The organism is Pseudomonas sp. E45-MNA-CIBAN-0222, assembly GCF_040310405.1.
GTDB classification, from domain to species: domain Bacteria; phylum Pseudomonadota; class Gammaproteobacteria; order Pseudomonadales; family Pseudomonadaceae; genus Stutzerimonas; species Stutzerimonas stutzeri_AC.
In genome coordinates, this window is the sequence record NZ_JBEOPU010000017.1 from 15,203 (window position 1) to 38,080 (window position 22,878).

Here is a 22,878-nt window from a genome sequence, read left to right on the forward strand (position 1 = left end):
CTGTGGAGTCGCCATGACAACAACAATCTCCCCACCGCCGCAGTGGTCGCGTCGTCGCGCTGAGAAAGCCCGTCGTCTCGACCAGGTGCAGAGCCTCGCCGATGGCGTGGTGCTGCCCAGCGAGCGGATCGTCGAGGCCCTGGAACTCTTGATCGCCCCTGGCGACCGGGTGGTGCTCGAGGGCAACAACCAGAAGCAGGCGGATTTCCTCTCCCGCTCGCTGGCCAAGGCCGACCCCGGCAAGCTGCACGACCTGCACATGATCATGCCGAGCGTCAGCCGCGCCGAGCACCTGGACCTGTTCGAGCGGCAGATCGCGCGCAAGCTCGACTTCTCCTTTGCCGGCCCGCAGAGCCTGCGCATCAGCCAGCTCCTTGAAGACGGGCTGCTGGAAGTCGGCGCCATCCACACTTACATCGAACTCTATTCGCGCCTGCTGGTGGACCTGATCCCCAACGTCGCGCTGGTCGCCGGCTTCCAGGCCGACCGTCACGGCAACATCTACACCGGCCCGAGCACCGAAGACACCCCGGCGCTGGTCGAGCCGACCGCCTTCAGCGACGGCATCGTGATCTTCCAGGTCAACGAAATCGTCGACGAACTGCCGCGCGTGGACATCCCGGCCAGCTGGGTCGATTTCGTGGTGGTCGCCGACAAGCCGTTCTACATCGAGCCGCTGTTCACCCGCGACCCGCGCCACATCAAGCCGGTGCACGTGCTGATGGCGATGATGGCGATCCGCGGCATCTACGAAAAACACAACGTGCAGTCGCTCAACCACGGCATCGGTTTCAACACCGCGGCCATCGAGCTGATCCTGCCGACCTACGGCGAATCCCTCGGCCTGAAGGGCAAGATCTGCCGCAACTGGACGCTCAACCCGCACCCGACGCTGATCCCGGCGATCGAGACCGGCTGGGTCCAGAGCGTGCATTGCTTCGGCACCGAGCTGGGCATGGAGAACTACATCGCCCAGCGCCCGGACGTGTTCTTCACCGGCCGCGACGGCTCGATGCGCTCCAACCGCATGATGTGCCAGCTGGCCGGGCAGTACGCGGTGGACCTGTTCATCGGTGCAACGCTGCAGGTCGATGGCGACGGGCATTCCTCCACTGTCACCCGTGGCCGCCTGGCCGGTTTCGGCGGTGCGCCGAACATGGGCCACGATCCGCGCGGCCGTCGCCATCCGACGCCCGCCTGGTTGGACATGGCCATGCCCGGCGGCGAAGCCCCGGTGACCATGCTCGAGCGCGGCAAGAAGCTCGTGGTGCAGATGGTCGAGACCTTCCAGGAAGGCGGCAAACCCACCTTCGTCGAGCAGCTCGACGCGGTGGAGGTGGCGAAGAAGAGCGGCATGCCGCTGGCGCCGATCATGATCTACGGCGACGACGTCACCCACCTGCTCACCGAGGAAGGCATCGCCTACCTGTACAAGGCCCGCTCGCTGGAGGAGCGCCAGGCGATGATCGCCGCGGTCGCCGGCGTCACCAGCATCGGCCTGCGCCACAACCCGAAGGACACCGAGCGCATGCGCCGCGAAGGGTTGATCGCCTTGCCGGAAGACCTCGGCATCCGCCGCAACGACGCCAGCCGCGAGCTGCTGGCGGCCAAGAGCATCGCCGAGCTGGTCGACTGGTCCGGCGGCCTCTACAACCCGCCTGCCAAGTTCAGGAGCTGGTGATGAGCGCACTCATTGCACGACAGGCGCCGTCCGCGGCCGAGCGCCTGGCCGATCTGGCGGTGCAGGCACTGGTCGACGAGGCCGATCTGTCGCCCAAGCCGGGGCTGGTCGACCGGCGCGGCAGTGGCGCGCACAGCGATCTGCATCTGGGGCTGATGCACGCCTCGGCGCAGTCGCTGTGGCCGGCCTTCGCCGCTATGGCCGATGCGGCGCGGAGCGAAGGTCGGGTCAGCCAGGCGCTGCGTGAAACCCTCGGCCAACTGGGCCGCGACGGTGAAGCGGAGATGCTGCGCGTCACCGCCGGGGTCAATACCCATCGCGGCGCGATCTGGGCGCTGGGGCTGCTCAGCGCTGCGGCGATGCTGGAAAGCGGCGCTTCGGCTGGCGGGATCGCCTCCAGCGCGGCCGCCCTGGCGCGGCTGAACGATCCGGCTGCGCCGCATAACCCGGACAGCCATGGCGCGCGGGTCTGCCGTCGCTACGGCGTGCTCGGCGCCCGCGAACAGGCCCAATACGGCTTTCCCGCAGTCATCGAGCACGGCTTGCCGCAGCTCCTGGCCAGCCGCCGCGCCGGCGCCGGCGAGCAGAACGCCAGGCTCGATGCACTGCTGGCGATCATGAGCAGCCTGACCGACACCTGCGTGCTGCATCGCGCAGGTCTTGAAGGGCTGACCCGCATGCAGGCCGGTGCCCGCGCCGTGCTCGAAGCCGGTGGTGCCGCCAGCCTCGCCGGTCGTCGCCAGCTGCGCCTGCTCGATCGCGACATGCTCGTCCTCAACGCCTCGCCGGGCGGCGCCGCCGACCTCCTGGCCGCCACCCTTTTCCTCGACCGCCTGGCGCCGCATGCGCTGGCGCCGACTGGGAGCAACTGAACATGGAAACCCTGTCTTTCGAATTCGCCGCCGGGCAACCCGCCCGTGGCAAGGCCCTGGTCGGCGTGGTCGGCTCGGGCGATCTGGAAGTGCTGCTGGAGCCCGGCCAGGCCGGCAAGCTGGCGATCCAGGTAGTCACCTCGGTCAATGGTGCCGAGCAACGCTGGAAGAGCCTGTTCGAGCGGATGTTCCGCGAGCAGACGCCACCGGCATTGAACATCGATATTCACGATTTTGGGGCCACGCCCGGCGTAGTGCGTCTGCGCCTGGAGCAGGGACTGGAGGAGGTCGGCCATGACTGATGTGTCCGCTAACACCGTGGCCCGTTTACTCGAGTCGCGCAGCTTCGTCGAACTCGGTGCCCGCCAGCGTGCCCGCGCACTGCTGGACGAGGGCAGCTTCCGCGAACTGCTCGATCCGTTCGATCGCGTCACCTCGCCCTGGCTGCCGAAGCAGGGCATCGTCACCCAGGCCGACGACGGCGTGGTGGTTGCCAAGGGCACCATTGACGGCCAGCCGGCGGTGATCGCCGCTATCGAAGGCGCCTTCCAGGGCGGCAGCATGGGCGAAGTCGGCGGCGCGAAGATCGCAGGCGCGCTGGAGCTGGCTGCCGAAGACAACCGCAACGGCATCCCGACCCGCGCCGTGCTCCTGCTGGAAACCGGCGGCGTGCGACTGCAGGAAGCCAACCTGGGCCTGGCTGCCATCGCCGAAATCCAGGCGGCCATCGTCGAGCTGCGCGACTACCAGCCGGTGATCGGCGTGGTCGCCGGTTCCGTCGGCTGCTTCGGCGGCATGTCCATCGCCGCCGGGCTGTGCAGCTACCTGGTCGTGACCCGCGAAGCCCGCGTCGGCCTCAATGGCCCGCAGGTGATCGAGCAGGAAGCCGGGCTCGACGAGTACGACTCCCGCGACCGGCCGTTCATCTGGAGCCTGACCGGTGGCGAGCAACGCTACGCCTCGGGGCTGGTGGACGCCTATGTCGCCGACGACACCGACGCCATCCGCGCGCAACTGCACGAACTGTTCGCCCTCGGCAAGCCGCTGCAGCCGCGCAGCCGCCGCCACGCCTGGTTCCTCCAGCGCCTGGCCGATGTCGACACCCGCACGCAGCTCGACGCCGCCGCCGTGCGTGCCCTCTACGAAGGAGATGCCCAATGAGCCGTGGACTGAACTGGTTGCAAGCCCTGGCCGGCGGTCAGGTACTGGCGGGCTATCCGGCCTCGGTAAAAGTGGTCGACGGCACGCTCGGTGAGCGCGCCGCCCGCTATATCGCCGTGGTGCCGGACGCCGAGAATCCCTTTCCGCGCGCGCGCAATGGCGAGGTCGGTCTGCTCGAAGGCTGGGCCCTGGGCCAGGCGCTGGACGAGGTGATCGCCGCCGATCGCGACAAGGCGGACAAGCGCGTGGTGGTCGCCGTGGTCGACGTGCCGAGCCAGGCCTATGGCCGCCGCGAGGAGGCGTTGGGCATTCACCAGGCGCTGGCCGGTGCGGTGGACGGCTATGCCCGCGCACGGCTGGCCGGGCACCCGGTGATCGCGCTGCTGGTCGGCAAGGCCATGTCCGGTGCCTTTCTCGCCCATGGCTACCAGGCCCAGCGGATCATCGCCCTGCGCGATCCGGGCGTGATGGTGCATGCCATGGGCAAGGCCGCCGCGGCGCGCATCACCCTGCGCAGCGTCGAGGAGCTGGAAGCCCTGGCCGAATCGGTGCCGCCGATGGCCTACGACATCGACAACTACGCGACCCTCGGCCTGCTCTGGGAAACCCTCGCCGTGGACAGCATCCAGCAGCCCTCGGCGGATGATCTGGCGCGTGTGCGCGACTGTCTCGCCAAGGCCGTCGCGGACATCGGCGGCAGCAGCGACCTGCGCGGCCGCCTCGGCGCGCCGAACCGCGAGGCGTCGTCGCGGGTGCGAGAGCTGTTGCGCGCGCAGTGGTAGCGAACACCTGAGCGGCGGCATCCGCCAAACCCATCAGCGACTCGACAACAACAATAACGAGGAGGCTGTAGATGCACGACACACCTCGCCCCCACGACCTGCTCTGGGGTATGCGTCCCGAGCAGTTGCCGGCCGATGCCCCGGCCTGGGCGGTGGCCGTGCTCGCCGCTGGCCAGCCGGTGGTGGTGCGTCGTGCCGTCGTCGCGCCAGGGCAGGTGGCGGTCGGCCTGCGTGGGGCTACGCGAGACCAGCGTCTGGCCGCGCTGATGCCGATCGCCGCGATCAGCCATCGGATCGCGCCGGAAGCACTGCTGGCTCGTCAGGCCAGCGAGGATCTGCCGGTGTTCCGCGTGCTGGCCGAGCTACGCCCCTTGCTCGATGCGCTGGGCTACGCCTGGGGCGTCACTGGCTCGGCCGGCTTCCAGCTCGCCACCGGGCTGCCGACGGCGCATCCAGACAGCGATCTCGATCTGCTGCTCAGAGCCGAACGGCCGCTGCCACGCAGCGAAGCGCGCCCGTTGCTGCAGCTGCTGGAACGCCGCGCCTGCCGCGTCGACCTGCAACTGGAAACCCCGCTGGGCGGTGTGGCGCTCGGCGAATGGGCCGGTGGCGCCGCACGGGTGCTGGTCAAGACCGCCGAAGGACCGCGTCTGATGAGCGATCCCTGGGCTACGGAGCGGGCCGCATGAGCAGCCTATTCGCCTTTCCCGGCCAGGGCGCGCAGAAGCCCGGCATGTTGCAACGGCTGCCCGAGGCGCCGGAAGTCGCCGCGACTCTGGCCGAGGCCGGTGCCGTGCTCGGCGAGGATGCGCTGCTGCTCGATTCGGCCGAGGCGCTGCAATCGACCCGCGCGGTGCAGCTCTGCCTGTTGATCGCCGGGGTCGCCGGGGCGCGCCTACTGATGCGCGATGGCCAGCGGCCAGACTACGTCGCCGGGCTGTCCATCGGTGCCTATGCCGCGGCGGTTGTCGCCGAGTCTCTGACGTTCGCCGACGCCTTGCGCCTGGTCGCCCTGCGCGGCGAGCTGATGCAGCAAGCCTATCCCGAGGACTACGGCATGACTGCCATCCTCGGCCTGTCGCTGGGCACGGTCGAGTCGCTGCTGGCCGAAGCCGAGGGTCCGGTCTACCTGGGCAACATCAACGCCGACAGCCAGATCGTCATCGCCGGCAGCGATGCCGCCATGACTGCAGTCGCAGCCCAGGCCAAAGCGCTCGGTGCATCCTGCGCGCGGCGCCTGGCGATGAGCGTGCCCTCGCATTGCGCGTTGCTTGAGCAGCCGGCACAGCGGCTGGCGGATGCCTTCGCCGAGGTGGAGGTGCGTGCACCGCGGATTCGCTACCTCAGCGGCTCCTCGGCGCGTCCGCTATTCGACGCCGAGCGTCTGCGCGACGACCTGGCCTTCAACATGTGCCGCGTCGTCGACTGGCACGGCACCCTGCGCACCGCCTACGAACGTGGCGTGCGTTTGCATATCGAACTGCCGCCGGGCCAGGTGCTGACCGGCCTGGCACGGCGGGTTTTCGAACAGGGTACGCTGGTCGCTTTCGACGGTGCCCGGCTGGACACACTGGACGCCTTGCTGCGTCAGGAGGGCAGCCAGAGCCGATAGACCGCGTGCACACTCAGCGCGAGCAAGCCTTACCTCGCCGGCTGATCGATGGATAAAAACAACTACCTCGACAACACGCGCTCAGCCCTCTGCAAGCTGCAGCGCAACCAAAAGGACAAGAACAATGATCATCTTTGGTGTGGCCTTTCTGGCCTTGTGTACCCTCACCGGCATCTTTGTCGGTGAGCTGCTCGGCAAGGCGATCGGCGTGCCGGCCAACGTCGGCGGCGTGGGTATCGCCATGGTGCTGCTGATCCTCATCGGCAGCTATCTGAAAAAACGCGGCCTGTTCAATCCGGAGTCCGAGCAGGGCATCAAGTTCTGGAGCGCCGTGTACATCCCGATCGTGGTCGCCATGGCCGCGCAGCAGAACGTCTACGGCGCCCTGGCTGGCGGCCCGATGGCGATCCTCGCCGGCGTCGCTGCCGTCGCGCTGGCCTTCATGCTGGTTCCGGTACTGGACCGGATCGGTCGGAAAAAGCTTGAGGCCGACCCGACACTGCCGGCTGATCCAGCCAAGCCGCTCACCAGCAGTGGACGGGGGTAACGGCCATGTACGAATCGCTCATGAAAGTGATCACCGGCTACGGCCTGATCAGCGGCTTCGCCATCATCGGCGCGACCATGTGGATCTCCTACTGGCTGTCGGACAAGCTCACCAAGGGTCGCCTGCATGGCTCGGCGGTGGCCATCCTGATCGGCCTTCTGCTGTCGTACATCGGCGGCGTGGTAACCGGCGGGCAGAAGGGCCTGGTGGATATCGCCCTGTTCTCCGGCATCGGCCTGCTTGGCGGCGCCATGCTGCGTGACTTTGCCATCGTCGCTACCGGCTTCGGCGTCAGTGTCGACGAGCTCAAGCGGGCCGGGATGGTCGGCGTGCTCGCGCTGTTCATCGGCGTGCTCGCCTCGTTCGTGGCGGGCGTGGCAGTTGCGTTTGCGTTCGGCTACACCGATGCGGTCAGCCTGACCACCATCGGCACGGGCGCTGTGACCTACATCGTCGGCCCGGTCACCGGCGCAGCGATCGGCGCCAGCTCGGAAGTGATGGCGCTGTCCATCGCCGCGGGGCTAGTCAAGGCGATCGTGGTGATGGTCGCCACGCCCTTCGTCGCGCCTTACATCGGGCTGAACAACCCGCGCTCGGCGGTGATCTTCGGCGGCCTGATCGGCACCTCCAGCGGCGTGGCCGGCGGCCTGGCGGCGACCGATCCGAAGCTGGTGCCCTACGGCTGCCTGACTGCGGCGTTCTACACCGCACTGGGCTGCCTGCTCGGGCCATCACTGCTGTTCTTCGTCATGCGCGGGCTGCTCGGCTGACCGCTGCGCTCATGAGCGGTCGGGCCCGATCCGGCCGCTCAAGGCAAGCCCCCTGTTCAGCGGAGTGCTTCACGGGCGGCGAGAGCCTCCCGTCCGCGTCATCCGAATGTGGGGGTTACAGCGGTCGCGTTTTCTGGCAGGGTAGGCTTCGAATCGCGACAGAATGCCGCAACTGGCGCTGACACGAATCGATGTGATTGCGGGAGAGACTGCCGCATGGCAGCGCCGAAGGAGCAACCGCCCCGGAAACTCTCAGGCAAAAGGACCGCTATCACTGCTGACACTCTGAAGAGCCGCCCGGTTTTCGTCGCCGGGCGCACCGAAGGAGCAAGCGAGCCGTCATGCGCTCGTGAATCTCTCAGGTCCAGAACAGAGGGGGCGCCCGCCGCGCGTTGGGCGCACGGGCTATGACCCCTCGACGTTCTGGAGCGACAACAATGAAAACAATCGCAGTCATCGGTGGCGGCATCACCGGCGTCACCACCGCCTATGCCCTGGCCAAGCGCGGCTTCTCGGTCACCCTGCTGGAAAAGCACCGCTACGCGGCGATGGAAACCTCGTTCGCCAACGGTGGCCAACTATCGGCCTCCAATGCCGAGGTCTGGAACCACTGGTCGACCATCGTCAAGGGCATCAAGTGGATGCTCAAGAGCGACGCGCCGCTGCTGGTCAATCCCAAGCCAAGCTGGCACAAGCTCTCCTGGTTCGCCGAGTTCATCGGCTCGATTCCCAACTACCGGCAGAACACCGTTGAGACCGCACGCTTGGCCATGGCTGCGCGCGAGCATCTGTTCGCCTGGGCTGACGAGGAAGGCATCGACTTCGACCTGAAAAAGAAAGGCATCCTGCACATCTACCGTGACAAGGCTGGCTTCGAGCATGCCGGGCTGGTCTCGCGTCTGCTTGCCGAAGGCGGTCTGCCGCGGCGTAGCGTGACGCCAGAAGAGATGCGCGCCATTGAGCCGACTCTGGCCGGCACCTACTACGGCGGCTATTTCACCGAGTGCGACTCCACTGGCGACATCCACAAGTTCACCCATGGCTTGGCCACCGCGATCGAGCGACTCGGCGTGCGCTGCCTCTATGGCGAGGACGTGCAGGCGGTGGCCACCGATGGTAAGCGCGCGACCGTGACGCTAGGTGGCGTTGCCGGTGGCGAGCGCCTGGAGTTCGATGGCCTGGTGATCTGCGCCGGCACTGCCAGCCGTGGACTGGCCGCGCAACTCGGCGACCGGGTAAATATCTATCCGGTCAAGGGCTACTCGATCACCGTCAACCTGGCCGACGAAGTCAGCCGCGCCTCGGCACCCATCGTCAGCCTGCTCGACGACGAGACCAAGCTGGTCAGCAGCCGCCTCGGTGATGATCGTTTCCGCGTCGCCGGCACCGCCGAGTTCAACGGCTACAACCGCGACATCCGTGCCGATCGCATCCGCCCGCTGGTGGACTGGGTCAACCAGTGCTTCCCCGGCGTCAACACCCGCAGCGTGGTGCCCTGGGCCGGCCTGCGGCCGATGATGCCGAACATGATGCCCAAGGTCGGCCGTGGCAGTTCGCCCTGCGTGTTCTACAACACCGGCCACGGGCACCTGGGCTGGACGCTGAGCGCGATCACCGCGGACATGGTCGGTGACGTCGTGGCGCAAAGTCTGGGCCGCCCGACTCCGGTCGCGTCCGGGCAGACAGCCGTCGCATAACGCAGTCGGCCGTAGGGTGGAAGACGGCGAAGCCTCTTCCACCACTGCGGCGCCATCTAATCATCTTCCCGTCCCGCTCGGCCGCTTGCGGACGCCGCTTCAGCTCGGGTGTTTCAGGCTGTACATCCGGCATTCGGCGAGCAGCGCGAGCAGGTTGGGGTCGCGTTCCTTGGCCTTGAGGAACACCACGCCGATATGCTGCTGCAGCCGGTAGCGCGCCTGCAGCGGGATCAGCCGCACCCGCGATTCGTAGACCATGCCCACCCGCCCCGGCAGCAGCGCGTAACCGACCCCGGAATTGACCATGCTGAGCAGGGTGAAGATATCGTTCACCTGCATCGCCACCTTTGGCTCGAAGCCCGCCAGCTGGAACACCCGGTTGCCGTCCTGGTGGGTGGCGAAGCCCTGGGACAGGGTGATGAAAGTGGCGTCACGCAGATCGCTGAGGTCCACCTCGCTCTGGTTGGCGAAGGGCGAGTCGGCCGGCGCGGCGAGGAAAATGTCGTCGGAAAACAGCTGCACCTGGGCGCAGTCCGGGTCGGCCACGCTTTCGTTGAGCGACACCAGAATGGCGTCCAGCTCCATGTTCTTCAGCTTGTAGAGCAGGTCGACGTTGGAGCCGAGGATGAGGTCGATGTTGAGTTCGCTGCGGCGCAGCTTCAGGCCCATGATCAGCTGCGGCACGGTTTTCACCGTCAGCGAATAGAGCGCACCGAGCTTGAAGCGCTCGGCCGAGAAACCGGCGGCCTCGCGGGTCTGGCGCACCGTCTCGAGCACGTCCTTGACCAGCTGCTGGGCGCGCTCTTCCAGCACGTAGGCGCTTTCCAGCGGGATCAGGTTGCGCCCCTCGTGCTTGAACAGCGGGCAGCGCAGCGCGCTTTCCAGGGAGTGGATGGCGCGGTGCACGCTGACGTTGCTGGTGTTCAGCTCCACCGCGGCCTTGCCCAGATTGCCGCTGCGCATGAAGGCCAGAAACACTTCCAGCTTCTTCAGGGTCAGTTCTTCGTCGATCTGCATGGCTTTGGCTCCGCGGGCGGGTCGACGATTATGCCGAACTCACAGCGGGCCGGGCGGGAAAGGCGCGGGTTTTGCCGACTCAGGAGAAGATCGCTTCCTCGTCTTCCGGAATCACGTCGGTGACGAACACCCAAGAGTGATCGCCTTGCGCGTCTTCGATGCGCAGGCCGAAGTAAAGGGCATCATTGGCGTCCCAGAACGCCTCGACCTGCTCAAGCGAGGCATGCTCCAGCAGGACCTGGCCGGTGTGTTCGAGGATGATGGAGTAGCGGCGATTGGCGGACATGAAAAGTGACTCTGATCATCGGAAGCGCTGCACCTGCAGCTGTGATGTCATTTTGTCACTTCACGTGGATTAATCCCTGGCCGTTCATCGCTATCAGGTAGATCCCCGCCGAACGGTCACGTTGCCTTAGGGTTCTCTCTCAGAGGTCTAATTGAAGTGTTCAGGGTATGGCACTGCCCCGGTTCGAGCACCACAACGTCTGCCATCACGTTCGCCGTTTCGATACACAGCATCCGCTGCCAAGCGTCGTCGGCAAAGCTGGACAGACGTCTTGCCTTGTCTATCCAGGGATTCCACAGCACGGCGGACGTCGAGCCGCGGGTGGTCAGCTGGATACGCCGGTTCCAGCCCGAGTCGACGAGCGTGAGGACCGTGGGCAGGTTCTGATAGATACGGTCGGTCTCGCTGCCGAACTGCAGGTCGCCCTGTTGCTGGTGTTCTTCCCAGTTCTGCAGGGTATCGATGAAGGGGCGACCGGCGAGGCCTTCCACCCGGACCTGCTGGATGTCGCTGATGGCAAAGTAGGTGTGCAGCGCTTGGCTGATGCTGACGGCTACGCTGCCGTTGTTGCGGCTGCTGAGTGTCAGTTGGAGATCGTCGGCGAGGCGCACATGCAGAGCCAGTTCGACCTGATGAGGCCAGCCGGGTAGTTCGCCGATTGCTTGGGGGCAATGGAATTCGAGAATGGCAACGTCGCCTTCGCTGCGCTGTTCGTGCAGTTGCCAGGGCAGGGTGCGCACCAGCCCGTGGAAGGGCGCTGGCTGTTCGCCCTGGTAGCTTGCCTGCACCGTCTGCGGGTTGCGCGCCAGGTCGCCGAACCAGGGCCAGCAGATCGGTACCCCGCCGCGTACCGACTGGCCCTGCTGGAAGGTGGCCTCTTCGCTGAGCCAGATGATCGGCGGCGCGTCGCCCTTGCGATAGCTGAGGATCTGCGCGCCTTGTTCGGTGATCAACAGTTCGTCTTCGCCGCGGCGGACTCGCCAGCAGGCGAGTTGGTCCATTTCGATGCGTTGAATATCGACAGGCATGGGCAATCTCGTGATGGGTTCGGGTTTGCGTCTGACCGCAGGGCTGCGGCGGGATTCAGCCGATAGGGCCGACATGGGTGGTCGGCAGCGCTGCTGGTGCTGTTGCCCCCTCGCCGCGGTCGAGGAGGCCTTTTACGGAATCAACGGCCCTGGCAGGCGTCGACACGCAGCCAGCGTTCCAGCAGCTTGAAGCCCTGCATCAATACGAAGGCGATCAGCAGATAGATCAGGCCGGCGGTGAGGAACATCTCCTCATGCTGATAGGTGCGCGCAGCGATCTTGCGCGCCATGCCGGTCAGCTCCAACAGCGTGATCGTACTGGCCAGCGCGCTGGCCTTGAGCATCAGGATCACTTCGTTGCTGTACGCCGGCAGGCCGATGCGTGTGGCGCGCGGCAGGATGATGTGCAGCAACGCCTGCGCACGCGACATGCCCAGCGCCCGTGCGGCTTCAATTTCGCCGGGTGGCACGTTCTGAATCGCCCCGCGGATGATCTCGGCGATATAGGCGGCGGTGTGCAATGTCATGGTGATGATTGCGCACCAGTAAGGGTCACGCAGGTAGACCCAGAGCGCACTCTGGCGCACGATTTCGAATTGCGCCATGCCGTAGTAGACCAGGAACAGTTGGACCAGCAGTGGCGTGCCGCGGAAGAAAAAGATGTAGCCGTAGGGCAATACGCGAACGGCCAGATGCCTGGACGAACGGGCAATGCCCAAAGGTACGGCGAGGATCAGCCCGGCGATCACCGAGACGCCTACCAGTTGTAGGGTCAGCCAGGCGCCATCGGCAAAGCTCGGCAGCCACTTGATTAAGGTTTCCCAGGTCATGCTGCGCTCCGCACGAAGCCGCGGCCGGCACGTTTTTCAAGGAAGTGCATGCCGACCATGGCAACGATGGTCAGGCACAGGTAGATGAAGGCCGCCACCAGGAAGAAGGTGAAGGGTTCCTTGCTGGCGGTCACCGCGATCTGCGAGCGACGCATGATTTCCTCGAGGCCGATCACCGAAACCAGCGCGGTGTCCTTCATCAGAATCATGAACAGGTTGCCAAGGCCCGGCAGCGCCAGGCGCCACATCTGTGGCAGGATCAGGCGCGTGAAGATGCGCCGTTTGCCCAGGCCCAGTGCCAAGCCGGCTTCACGATGCCCCTTGGGAATCGCCAGCAGTGCACCGCGGAATACCTCGGTGGCGTAGGCACCAAAGCACAGGCCAAGGGCGATGGTGCCGGCGGCGAACGGGCTGAGTGCCAGATTCGCGATGCCGAACAGCTCGCCGATGCCGCGAATCATGCTGATGGTGCCGAAATAGATCAGCAACACCCAGAGCAGCTCGGGTACGCCGCGCACGATGGTCGAATAGGTGCCCCCGAGCCAGCGCAATGCGCTGTAGGGTGAGGTCTTGGCGAGTGCGCCGAGCAGGCCGAGCACCAGCCCCAGCGCCAGGGAGGCGAGTGCCAGTTGGATGGTCATCCAGGTGCCGGCGATCAAGGCCGGACCGAATCCGTGAAGGTCAGGAATCATAGGAACTCAAACACCGAAGCCCGATCGGCCAGCAGACTGGCGATCGGGCTTCGGTTCGGTTGGATCAGTAAATGCTGAACGGGAAGTACTTGTCGTTGATCTGCTTGTAGGTGCCGTCGGCGATGATTTCCGCCAGCGCCTTGTTCAGCCGCTCGCGCAGTTCATCGTTGCCCTTGCGTACGGCGATGGCGATCTTGTCGTCATCGAATACCGGCTCGCCCTTGAACTCGAAGTTCTTGCCGGCGTCGCTCTTGAGCCATTCCCACTGCACGAAGGTATCAGCGAGGATGCCATCGACACGGCCGGAGGCCAGGTCCAGATAGGCGTTTTCCTGGGTGTCGTAGAGCTTGATGTCGACGACGCGATCCAGGTTGTCTTCCAGCCAGGTACCGGCGATGGTCGCGCGCTGCGCACCGATGACTTTGCCTTTCAGGTAGCCCTCGTCGGTCTTGAAGTCGGTGGACTTGGGCGCGACGAACTGCAGCTTGTTGGTGTAGTAGTGATCGGTGAAGTCGACGGCGTTCTTGCGCTCTTCTGTGACCGACATGGAAGCGGCGAGGAAGTCGAACTTGCCGGCGTTCAGCGCAGGGATGATGCCATCCCAATCAGAGGTCACCACCTCGCATTCGACCTTCATCTTGGCGCACAGCGCGTGGGAGATATCCAGGTCGAAGCCGACCACCTTGCCGCTGGCGTCGATCAGGTTGAAGGGTGGGTAGGCGCCTTCGGTACCAATCCGTAGTTTTTCCGCGGCGAATGCCTGGGTGCCGATGATCAGCGAGGCAGCAGCGGTCAGCAGGATCTTCTTATAGCTCTTCATGCGGTGTTGCTCCATTAGCGATGGCTGGACATGAATTGTTTACAGCGCGCCGATTGAGGATTGTCAAATACCTGCTCGGGCGTTCCCTGTTCCTCGACCAGACCCTGGTGGAGGAATACCACTTCGCTGGAAACCTGCTTGGCGAAATTCATCTCATGGGTGACGAGCAGCATGGTGCGGCCTTCTTCGGCGAGCGACCGAATCACTGCAAGCACTTCTTGTACCATTTCCGGGTCCAGCGCCGATGTGGGTTCGTCGAACAGAATCACCTTGGGCTGCATTGCCAGCGTGCGGGCGATCGCCGCGCGCTGCTGCTGACCACCGGAGAGCTGATTGGGGTAGACGTGGCGCTTGTCGGCAATACCGACTTTTGCCAGCAGTGCCTCGGCGACTTCGGTGGCTTCGGCCTTGCTCTGGCCGAGCACTCGGCGCGGTGCCTCGATGATGTTGTCGAGGATGGTCATATGCGGCCAGAGGTTGAAGTTCTGGAACACGAAACCCAGCTCACTGCGAATCCGATTGAGCTGCTTGCCATCGGCGGCTACCAGGTCGCCCTGCTTGTCGCGCTTGAGCTTTAGCTGCTCGCCGGCTACCAGAATCTCGCCCTCGTGGGGGTTCTCCAGCAGGTTGATGCAGCGCAGGAACGTGGACTTACCAGAGCCTGAAGAGCCAAGGATGGAAATCACGTCGCCATCGCGGGCGGTCAGCGAAATGCCTTTGAGAACTTCCAGATCGCCGTAGCGCTTGTGCAGGTTGCGGATTTCCAGTGCAGGGATGGCCTCGGCCATGAGGGGTCCTCTTACAGACCGGCGAAGGCCGCCATGGTCTAGATATTCTGTTGGTGCGCTCCGCGCGAACTGCTCGCCATCCTGGCGAGGCGCAAACCTAGCATGCGATGCGGCATGCGCCAAGCGCGATGCGGTGTCGAGCAACGTGACTGGCTGGTCATATTTTGCCGGTACGCTTTAGTGCCTTTATCTATATAGATGAAATCGATACCACCCGCGTGGGCCTCGCCGGTGGCAGGGTTTGGCGGCAGCGGCGGGGCGTCTGCTGCCTACCCTGCCGGGGGCTCTAGGACGGGTTCGGTTTGGGTAGTTCGGGGTCGTCAGTGAGCATTTCGTCATGTTCGGCCATCTTCCACGGCAGGCTGCCCGGCGAGATGTGCAGGAAGTGCAGGTACTTCTCGAACTGATCAAGTATGTCGCTGATGATGTCCGCCTGATCGTAACCGTAGATGTCGTAGTGCTGGCCGCCGCGACGCAGGAATACCTCGGCGCGGTAGTACTGCTCGTCAGTCTCCGGACTTTCGGTCAGGGCGAATGCCGGCATGGCGTAGCCGACCGCACGGATCTCGTAGATAAAATCGACCTGGTCGTCCTTGATGACCTCCAGGTAGAGCCGCGAATGGGCTTCGTCTGTGTGCACTTCGGCTGCCCATTCCTGGCCACTGAGCTCGCGCTGCACGCGGCGCATGGCCTTGAGCACTGTGGTGTTCATGAAACCGTCGACGTCGTCTCGGCTGGGGAAGCTGACCATGCCCGCAAGGCGCTTCTTCCACAGACCGGGCCCTGCATTGCTCGCCAGCCGGCTGCCCTGCATATGACTCTGCAAACTGGTTTCGTGATGGCCTTCGATCACCAGTGCGCGCCACATGCCCAGCGCAGCGATCATCATGATGATCGCGAAGGGCAGCGCGCTGGCGATGGTCATGGTCTGCAATGCGCTGAGCCCGCCGGCCAGGAGTAGTGCGGACGCGACCACGCCCTCGATACTGGCCCAGAACACCCGCTGCCACACCGGCGTATGCAGCGCCCCGCCGGCTGCCAGCGAGTCGATCACCAGGGAGCCGGAGTCCGACGAGGTGACGAAGAAGGTGATAATCAGCACCACCGCCAGGAACGAGGCGATGGACGTCATCGGCAGCAGTTCGAACAGTTTGAACAGCGCGATGGCGTTGTCCGCCTGCACGTCGCCAATCAGTGATGTATAGCCCTCGACCATGATCATGTGCAGTGCGGTGTCGCCGAACACAGAGAACCAGAGAAAGGTGAACATGGTCGGCACGAACATCACGCCGAAGACGAACTGGCGGATGGTCCGACCACGGCTGATCTTGGCGATAAACAGGCCGACGAAGGGCGACCAGGCGATGGTCCAGCCGAAGATGAACAGCGTCCAGTTGCCGATCCAGTCGCTGCGGCTGTACGCCTGCAGGTTGAAGGTGCGCTCGATGATGTTGTTCAGGTAGCTGCCGGTGTTCTGCAGAAAGGTCTCGAGGATGAAGATGGTCGGACCGACCACGAACACGAACAGCATCAGGCCGATCGCGAGGATCATGTTCAGTAGCGACAGGTTCTTCACGCCCTTGTCGAGGCCGGCGACCACCGAGCAGATCGCCAGGCCGGTGATGATGGCGATGGCGATGATCTGCACATTGATGCTGATCGGTATCGTCGGCCACAGGTAATTGATGCCCGCATTGATTTGGGTGACGGACAAACCAAGCGTGGTGGCGATGCCGAACAGGGTGCCGAGAATCGCGAAGATATCCACCACATGACCGATCGGCCCATAGATGCGTTCGCCGATGATGGGGTACAGCGCCGAGCGCATCGACAGCGGCAAACCATGGCGGAACGAGAAATAAGCCAGCACCAGCCCGGTCAGACCGTAGATCGCCCAGATGTGAAAGCCCCAGTGGAAGAAGGCGATCTGCATGGCTTGCTTGGCGGCGTCCACGGTTTCCCCAGCACCGGCCGGCGGCGAGGCGTAGTGCAACACGGGCTCGGCCACGCCGAAAAACAGCAGGGCGATACCGTAGCCGGCGGAAAACAGCATGGCGAACCAGGCTGGGAAGCTGTACTGCGGCTCGGCGTGGTCGGGGCCCAGTTTGATATTGCCCCAGGGCGTCATCGCGATGCCGACGATGAATACCAGAAAGAACGCCACCGACAGCATGTAGAACCAGCCGAAGTTGGTTGTAATGAACGCCAGCGTCGAGCTGAACACCTCACCAGCCAGTTCCGGATTGCTGATCGTGCCGATCACCAGCAGCAGGGTGACGACCACGGCGGGGATGAATACGGGGAACAGAATGACGGCTTTGGGCAATTTTTTAGCGGCGTCCATGGGCGGTCAGCCTCCCTTATGACTGGGTGATGAGCGGGATGTACGCGGCGAAACTTCCGGAGTGGCCGAACGCTGCCTTCTGGATAGACGGCCCGAAGCGCCGAATGATTCAGCGAAAATTGTCCTGATTGCTCAATTGGTTGTGCGGCAGCAGCTAAAACGCAGGGTCCAGCCCGTAGCGCCGCAGAATGCGTGTGACGCTGCCGTCGGCGATCAGCGCCTCCAGCGCTTGGTTGAAACGCTGAAACTCGGCTTCACTGACCGCGGTACGGGAAAGCCCGATGGCGTAGGAAACGGCCTGCAATTCACCTGCCTGGTGGATGTCTGTTAGCGCTTCCTGATCGATTAGGTGCCAGGCGACGTCCTGATTGACCACGGCCACGCCGTTTTCCCCGAAGCGCCCGGCCTCCAGCATGCGCAGAAGGCGGCGGTTATCCGCTTTGAGGATCAACTGCACGTCAGCAACCCTGGTCAGGTGTTTGCCGAGCACGAACGAGGTGCCGGATGGGCCGTATACGGCGACTGTGCGGCCGGCAAGGTCCTGCGGCCGGTGGAATACGAAGCGGCTGGCGGTGCGTGCGTATACGCCGTAGCGCGAGGTCACCAGCATGCGAGTTAGATGAAACGCGTGCTCCCGTTCCGGCGAACGGATGACCGTAAAGATGCCCTGCGCCTCGCCGGCCTCCGCCAAGGCCAGTGCACGGCGCCAAGGATGCAGCTGGACAGGGCAGTCGATGCTCAGCTGTGCACAGGTGGCCGTGACGATATCGACGAAGGGGCCGGCAGCGATGTCGTTGGCTGCCGCATCAGTCTGCGCGTAGGAGAAGGGCGGGAAGTCTTCAGTGACGAAGCTCAGTGCTTCTGCGTGGCCTTCGTTGGCTGCCAGGCTCAGGCTCAGTAGCATCGACATCGCAATCCAGCGTAGGGGCATGGTTGTAGCTCCAAGGCGATTGGCTACAGCTGCAAGCGCTCTGCCATCGCTTCAGGCTAGCGCGTCGTCGGTATCCGCGCTATCTGAGTCGTGACCGTACGTATCAAGGTAGCCAGCGCAATAGGCTCGGCTTCCAGCTGAGCGTGAACGCGACGGCTGCTGCCATGAGCGCCAGCAGCCAGAGCCAGAGCAGCAGTGCAAAACCTGGCCCATCGACCATGAGCAGGAGCCCCAGCGCGATAGTGAGCATTAACCCAGCGGCTACGCGCCGCAGCTTTTGCTCTAAAGGCAGCGGGAGTGCGGTCACACGCCAGACCGCCTTGCGATGAGGTAGCTGCAACAGAGCCAACTGGGCTAGTGCCAGGTAGCACAGCCCAGCGGCCATCAGCTGCACGAACTCAGGCATGCGCCACGCCTCGAGCGAGCCGGCGCGCGGTAGCGAGTGCGAGCAGCGCAAGCAGCAGGAGCATCAGGTCCATGCCTGCGACGGCATAAAGGCCCTGCTGCAGACTCCGCAGCAGGTGGTCGCCGGTGCTGAGCCAGTTCAACAGTACCGCCATGGGTGCTGCTATGTAGATGGCCATCAGCTGACCACTCCATGCCCGTGTACCGTATCGCAGGGCGTGCAGGAGTGCTGCCGCCCATGCGAGGAAGAACGTCCAGCCTTCCAGCGCCGCTCGCTTGTTGCCAAGCCAGCTGGCTTCTGCGGGCAGCACGCGGTTAGCAATGAAGAAGCCGAGCGTCGCTAGTATCAGACCGGTGCAGCTGCAGACGCAGATTGCATCAACCAGGTTCACGCCTCGCATGCCCTGGTTCAGGTGTCTGTTGCGTCGTGCGCCGGCCCAGAACAGCATGCCGGTGGCGATCATTACGCAGCCGCAAAGCCCGCCCAGAAAATACAGCCAACGCAGCGTCCAGTGCTCGAACTGGACAAAATGCAAGCCGCTGAAAAAGCGCTGGATACCCGCTATCGGCGCGGTGCGATGATCGAGCAGCAGCGCAGCGTTGCTGGAGTCGAAGGTCATGCGGTCGACATTCATGCTGATTTGCCGAGCAAATGTACGACGGACTTCCACATACCCTTGGCTATCTCCCGGATACCAGACCCTCAGCATGTATGGCTCGTCTCCCTGCCAGGCTTTACGCGCGCGGCTGCGCATGGCGTCCAGCGAGGCCAGCGCTGCTGGCTCACCCGCAGCGGGTCGCGTGTAGCTGCCGAACGCTTGCGCAGTGAATTGGCTGCTGCCGTTGGGGTAGAGGCGTTCGATGACAGCGGGAAAGTAGATGGCGAAGAAAATGATCAGCCCCGATAGGCTGATCAGAAAATGGAATGGCAATGCGACGATGCCGGTGAGGTTGTGCAGATCCAGTGTGGCGCGCTGTGTGCTCTTGTGCCGGCGAAAGGTAAAGAACTCGCGAATCAGTTTGCGGTGGATCACCACGCCCGAAGCCAGCAATGTCAGCATGCCCATGCCGGCTATTCCGACTAGCCAGTAGCCGAGGTCGCGCCAGCGTAGGTGCAAGCTGTAGTGAAACGGGAAAAGAAACCCTGTGGCCGCCCAACTGCCCTCGTCAGGTAGAAGTTCGCCGCTGTAAGGGTCGATGAAGCGGCGTGTCGATACACCCTGCGCATCCTGATATTCCAGCTGAATGATCGGCGTGCGCCGATCTGGAAGGGTGATGCTCCAGCGTGGGGCTGCTCCCGCAAGGCGCTGGGCGTGGGTGACTACCAGGCGGTCCAGCGAAATTTCCGCAGGAGCGGCGGCGAGGCGAGTTGCAGGCTGCATCCAGCGGTCAATCTCACGGTCGAAAACTACCAGGCTGCCGGACCAGAATACAGTCAGCAGTAGGCTGCCGAGCACCACCCCGGCCCAGGTGTGCAGCCAGCCCATGGAGGAGCGCAAGCCGCTACCAGGCGCCATCAGATGTGCGTCAGCCCGAACTGCAAGCCCGCATCTAACGCCATGCTCAGCGGTATAAGCAGGCCGACGCGCCATAGCCTGGGTTCAGCAAAGCACCACAGCAGCAATGCCAGGTAGATGATGAACCCGAGCATGGATGCAAGCAGCACCGCATCGCTGCGCGCCATGTCAGCGAGCAGCACCAATGACAGGGCTACAGTCGAGCTCAGGGCAACCGTGCAGGCGTAGCCGCCAGCGACGGCCGTGACCACTCGCAGCGTGAGAGCGGTATGCCTTTGCCAGGGCCGGTCGAACGGCCAGTGCCTCACCGGCTCGCACATGGGTTAAAAGCTGGCTTGGTATCCGAGTGTGAACGTCCGCCCGCGACCGTTGAAAACGCGGCCATTACGGGTTTCCTGCGTGCCGGTATTGGCCGCCTGGGAGTAGTAGGTCAGATAGTCCTCGTTAAACAGGTTTTCGATGCCGAGGCTGGCCTCGCCGAGCGGCAAGCTGTAGCGCAGGGAGGCGTCCACCAGGGTGTAGCCGTCGAAGTCCAGCCCTTCGGTGTCGAAGCTGCGGCTGGCGTAGTGGTTGGCTTGCAGCAGACTGTGCAGCTTTTCGCCCCAGTTCGCTTGCCAGCTGATGCCATAGCGATCCGGTGAGATGTTTGCGCCATCGAGATCGGTGTCGACCTTGCCGTCGCCGTTGGTATCGGACTGGCCGTTGACCTGGGCATACACCAGCTTCAGGCGATGTGCCTTGTTGACCTGCCAGCCGCCAGCGAACTCGATGCCGTCAATTTCGGTACGTTCGCGACGAACCTGATAAACCCCGCCCACTCCATCCAGGCGTGAGCCAAGATCTGCGTCGGATTGGTAGTAACTGATTTCAGCGTCGAATGGTCCGTGGTTTAACCGAAAGCCAATTTCGCGGTTTTCGGTGACCACTGGCTGCAGGTCCAGGAAGTCGTCGACACGCGTTCCCGGTGTGCCGATGCCACGCAACACGCGTCCGACATCGGGCATGCCGAAACCCTCCGAGTAGTTGGCGAACAGCTGCGCCCAGTCATTCATCTGCCACACCAAACCGGCGTTGTAGAGCGTTTCCTCGAAGGTCGGATTGCCGCCCTCGACAGCGACACTGCCCACGGGCTTGGTCGAGGCGATAGTACGAAAGCTGTCGATCTCCAGGTCTGCAAATTCATGGCGCACCCCGGCGTGCAGTGTCAGCTGTTCGAGCACGCGGATCTCTGCCTGGAGGAACGGGGCGTAGTTGAGAAACACTGTTTCCGGCACCCACTCCCGATCCGTGAGGATCAGCTGCTGGCTGGTGGTGTCCTGCAGCACGTCGATGCCACCGGTGAGCATCAGGTGGTTGTCGAGCAAACGATCACGGCTGATCGTCAGCTTGCCGCCGATCTTGTCCGACTCGTTCTGCGATTGATCGAAAAGCGTACCCACGGGTGCGATGCTGGGGTCCTGAAAGGTAGCGTTGGTGCCGCCGCCAAAGCGACCGCGAAAGCGTTGTGTATACAGCTGCAGACCCAGTTCGTTGCCGTACAGGTCTGCGTGCTTGTACGACAGGCTGGTCGCCAGCACCTCGTTCTGTGGCGCCTTGCCCAGCGGGCTACCTTTGCGTGAAGTCGCGGGTATCTCTGCGTCGGCATCGCCGGGTACGTTGACGTACTCGTGCTCGCCCTCCACCTGGTAGCGATTGACCATCAGGCCGATGTTTTGATCGTCGTCTAGCCAGTATCCGAGCTTGAGCATTAGATCGGTGCTGGTCGAATCCATTACATCGCCCTGGGTATCGTCTACGCCAATCAGATCACCATTGGCGTCGTAGAACATGCCCTGAGTCTGCCAGCTGGCGGCGGCTAGGTAGTCGAAATCGCCTTGAGTGCCTTCGATGCGGTAGTCCAGCTTGTAGCCAAGTCCTTCGGACTCAAAGCGTGTGGGCGCAGTGAAGCTGATCCCTGCGTGCTGGCGTAAAGCTCCGCTGGCAGGGCGGCGCGTGACGTAGTTAATGATGCCGCCGGTCGCTCCCAAGCCATGCTCGGCGCTGGCGCCGTGAATGACCTCGATACGCTCGACCATCGATAGGTCGATTACGTAGCCGTCACGCTGGCTGTCGCGTAGCGGTGTCGACTGCGGTACGCCATCGATCAGGATCAGCGCCGAGCGGCCACGGAACGTCTCACCAGCGCTGCTCATCTTCTGCCTGCTTGGCGAATAGGAGGGGATCAGATTGCTCAGGATCGCGCCATGGTCACCAGTGATCGCCAGTTGCTGCTCGATCTGCTCGCGGTCGATCACGGTGATTTTTTGTGGGGTCTTGCCCGCTTCACTCCTGGCCCGGGTCGCGCTGATGGTGACCGCTTCAAGCTCCGCCGCCTCATTCGCTGCTGCGACCGGCGAAGACGAGAGTGAAAGGGAGGCGAGCGAAATGGATAGGCACAGGCAGGTTTTGCGAAACACGTGGAGCTCCCGGATTTGGATTTATAGAGGGGAGCGTGAAGGTAAACTAAATGCAAATTACTTTCATTAAGATTGTTGGGGCGTACAGATCGCTGCACACTTCACGTCTTTACTGCCTAGGTCAGGCTAGTAAAGCGAGGCGCCCAGCAGGCAGAACCGACTAGCGGCCACGCATTTCCTTGCGCCATTCCCATGGGGGCTGCTGTTCGGATTTCTGCAACGACCATATGCCGCGTTTGAATTCGCGTGCGACGGCTTCCAGGTCGAGCAGCTTGCGGTCCTTCAAGTGGCCGCGGTACGCCCAAGCGGTCCCAGTCCTGACCATCTCTGAGTTGACGTCGACATTACCGACCTTGACCCGCGCCAGCGTCCTTCCAAGGTCGTCGCGGCCCATGATTGCGAGTGCGACGTCCTTGCCGAAGATATAGCTGGAGAGTGCTTGTCGAGCTTGACTGCCGTAAGGCTGCTTGAGCTCTGGTGTGTCGATCTCGGCCAGCCGGACCCTCAGTCGGTTGCCTTCGGCGGTACGGCAGCTGAAGGTGTTGCCATCCGCGATACCGATCACCCGGCAGTCGATCGATTCGGCACAGACGGGGAAGGCGATAACGAGCAGGACGGCAAGTAGATAGCGCAGCATGACGG

Annotated in this window: 24 protein-coding genes and 1 riboswitch; of the genes, 10 read left to right on the plus strand and 14 right to left on the minus strand. The window is 63.7% G+C overall.

The window, feature by feature from the left end; all coding sequences use genetic code 11:
- Window positions 1-13 precede the first annotated feature (13 nt).
- From mdcA to AAEZ08_RS20295, 10 genes are all read left to right on the plus strand, one after another.
- Entirely contained in the window at window positions 14-1,681 is a 1,668-nt protein-coding gene (gene mdcA / locus AAEZ08_RS20250) for a malonate decarboxylase subunit alpha (protein ID WP_058065389.1), read from the plus strand.
- Complete coding sequence (locus tag AAEZ08_RS20255; protein ID WP_058065388.1) at window positions 1,681-2,553, plus strand: triphosphoribosyl-dephospho-CoA synthase; 873 nt, start codon at window positions 1,681-1,683, stop codon at window positions 2,551-2,553. Before mdcA ends, AAEZ08_RS20255 begins: the two co-directional genes overlap by 1 nt.
- 2 nt (window positions 2,554-2,555) lie before the next feature.
- Window positions 2,556-2,855, plus strand: coding sequence for a malonate decarboxylase subunit delta (locus tag AAEZ08_RS20260; protein ID WP_003281886.1), 300 nt, complete (start codon window positions 2,556-2,558; stop codon window positions 2,853-2,855).
- The gene (locus tag AAEZ08_RS20265; protein ID WP_049324722.1) at window positions 2,848-3,714 is read left to right on the plus strand and encodes a biotin-independent malonate decarboxylase subunit beta; all 867 of its coding nucleotides are present in this window, start codon (window positions 2,848-2,850) and stop codon (window positions 3,712-3,714) included. The genes AAEZ08_RS20260 and AAEZ08_RS20265 overlap by 8 nt, the downstream gene beginning before the upstream one ends.
- Entirely contained in the window at window positions 3,711-4,496 is a 786-nt protein-coding gene (gene mdcE, locus AAEZ08_RS20270; RefSeq protein WP_500125023.1) for a biotin-independent malonate decarboxylase subunit gamma, read from the plus strand. Before AAEZ08_RS20265 ends, mdcE begins: the two co-directional genes overlap by 4 nt.
- A 71-nt stretch (window positions 4,497-4,567) precedes the next feature.
- A complete protein-coding gene (locus AAEZ08_RS20275; RefSeq protein WP_500125024.1) occupies window positions 4,568-5,185 on the plus strand; it encodes a malonate decarboxylase holo-ACP synthase in 618 nt (205 codons plus the stop codon).
- Window positions 5,182-6,108, plus strand: coding sequence for a malonate decarboxylase subunit epsilon (mdcH, locus tag AAEZ08_RS20280; RefSeq protein ID WP_500125025.1), 927 nt, complete (start codon window positions 5,182-5,184; stop codon window positions 6,106-6,108). The genes AAEZ08_RS20275 and mdcH overlap by 4 nt, the downstream gene beginning before the upstream one ends.
- A gap of 124 nt (window positions 6,109-6,232) precedes the next feature.
- Complete coding sequence (madL, locus tag AAEZ08_RS20285; protein ID WP_102826838.1) at window positions 6,233-6,655, plus strand: malonate transporter subunit MadL; 423 nt, start codon at window positions 6,233-6,235, stop codon at window positions 6,653-6,655.
- A 5-nt stretch (window positions 6,656-6,660) separates the two neighbouring features.
- Window positions 6,661-7,425 (plus strand): malonate transporter subunit MadM, encoded by a 765-nt coding sequence (gene madM, locus AAEZ08_RS20290; RefSeq protein WP_058065382.1) that lies wholly within the window; start codon window positions 6,661-6,663, stop codon window positions 7,423-7,425.
- Between the two features lie 190 nt (window positions 7,426-7,615).
- Window positions 7,616-7,703, plus strand: a riboswitch (glycine riboswitch).
- Between the two features lie 159 nt (window positions 7,704-7,862).
- Window positions 7,863-9,122, plus strand: coding sequence for a D-amino acid dehydrogenase (locus tag AAEZ08_RS20295; protein WP_500125026.1), 1,260 nt, complete (start codon window positions 7,863-7,865; stop codon window positions 9,120-9,122).
- 99 nt (window positions 9,123-9,221) lie between these two features.
- On the opposite strand, the gene AAEZ08_RS20300 is transcribed toward AAEZ08_RS20295, so the two are convergent.
- The 14 genes from AAEZ08_RS20300 to AAEZ08_RS20365 form a co-directional block, all read right to left on the minus strand.
- Window positions 9,222-10,139: a LysR family transcriptional regulator gene (locus tag AAEZ08_RS20300; RefSeq protein ID WP_500125027.1), complete on the minus strand. Its 918-nt coding sequence runs from the start codon at window positions 10,137-10,139 to the stop codon at window positions 9,222-9,224.
- Window positions 10,140-10,218: 79 nt separating this feature from the next.
- Window positions 10,219-10,425, minus strand: a complete 207-nt coding sequence (locus AAEZ08_RS20305) for a hypothetical protein (protein ID WP_500125028.1) — start codon at window positions 10,423-10,425, stop codon at window positions 10,219-10,221.
- A 116-nt stretch (window positions 10,426-10,541) separates the two neighbouring features.
- A complete protein-coding gene (locus AAEZ08_RS20310; RefSeq protein WP_500125029.1) occupies window positions 10,542-11,453 on the minus strand; it encodes a D-hexose-6-phosphate mutarotase in 912 nt (303 codons plus the stop codon).
- 140 nt (window positions 11,454-11,593) lie between these two features.
- On the minus strand, window positions 11,594-12,283 hold the full coding sequence (locus AAEZ08_RS20315) for an ABC transporter permease (RefSeq protein WP_058065372.1): 690 nt from the start codon (window positions 12,281-12,283) through the stop codon (window positions 11,594-11,596).
- Window positions 12,280-12,975, minus strand: a complete 696-nt coding sequence (locus AAEZ08_RS20320) for an ABC transporter permease (protein ID WP_427702270.1) — start codon at window positions 12,973-12,975, stop codon at window positions 12,280-12,282. Before AAEZ08_RS20320 ends, AAEZ08_RS20315 begins: the two co-directional genes overlap by 4 nt.
- Window positions 12,976-13,039: 64 nt before the next feature.
- A complete protein-coding gene (locus AAEZ08_RS20325; RefSeq protein WP_058065371.1) occupies window positions 13,040-13,795 on the minus strand; it encodes an ABC transporter substrate-binding protein in 756 nt (251 codons plus the stop codon).
- A gap of 14 nt (window positions 13,796-13,809) precedes the next feature.
- Window positions 13,810-14,583: an ABC transporter ATP-binding protein gene (locus tag AAEZ08_RS20330; protein WP_003281313.1), complete on the minus strand. Its 774-nt coding sequence runs from the start codon at window positions 14,581-14,583 to the stop codon at window positions 13,810-13,812.
- A gap of 286 nt (window positions 14,584-14,869) precedes the next feature.
- Complete coding sequence (locus tag AAEZ08_RS20335; protein WP_058065370.1) at window positions 14,870-16,927, minus strand: BCCT family transporter; 2,058 nt, start codon at window positions 16,925-16,927, stop codon at window positions 14,870-14,872.
- 154 nt (window positions 16,928-17,081) lie between these two features.
- Window positions 17,082-17,858, minus strand: coding sequence for a substrate-binding periplasmic protein (locus tag AAEZ08_RS20340; RefSeq protein ID WP_058065369.1), 777 nt, complete (start codon window positions 17,856-17,858; stop codon window positions 17,082-17,084).
- Window positions 17,859-17,961: 103 nt separating this feature from the next.
- Window positions 17,962-18,264: a DUF3325 family protein gene (locus tag AAEZ08_RS20345; protein WP_058065368.1), complete on the minus strand. Its 303-nt coding sequence runs from the start codon at window positions 18,262-18,264 to the stop codon at window positions 17,962-17,964.
- On the minus strand, window positions 18,257-19,780 hold the full coding sequence (locus AAEZ08_RS20350; protein WP_058065367.1) for a PepSY-associated TM helix domain-containing protein: 1,524 nt from the start codon (window positions 19,778-19,780) through the stop codon (window positions 18,257-18,259). The genes AAEZ08_RS20345 and AAEZ08_RS20350 overlap by 8 nt, the downstream gene beginning before the upstream one ends.
- Window positions 19,780-20,088 (minus strand): hypothetical protein, encoded by a 309-nt coding sequence (locus AAEZ08_RS20355; RefSeq protein ID WP_152987374.1) that lies wholly within the window; start codon window positions 20,086-20,088, stop codon window positions 19,780-19,782. The genes AAEZ08_RS20350 and AAEZ08_RS20355 overlap by 1 nt, the downstream gene beginning before the upstream one ends.
- A gap of 15 nt (window positions 20,089-20,103) precedes the next feature.
- Window positions 20,104-22,236: a TonB-dependent receptor gene (locus AAEZ08_RS20360; RefSeq protein WP_500125030.1), complete on the minus strand. Its 2,133-nt coding sequence runs from the start codon at window positions 22,234-22,236 to the stop codon at window positions 20,104-20,106.
- 160 nt (window positions 22,237-22,396) lie between these two features.
- Window positions 22,397-22,873, minus strand: a complete 477-nt coding sequence (locus AAEZ08_RS20365) for a thermonuclease family protein (protein ID WP_102820020.1) — start codon at window positions 22,871-22,873, stop codon at window positions 22,397-22,399.
- Between the last annotated feature and the right edge of the window lie 5 nt (window positions 22,874-22,878).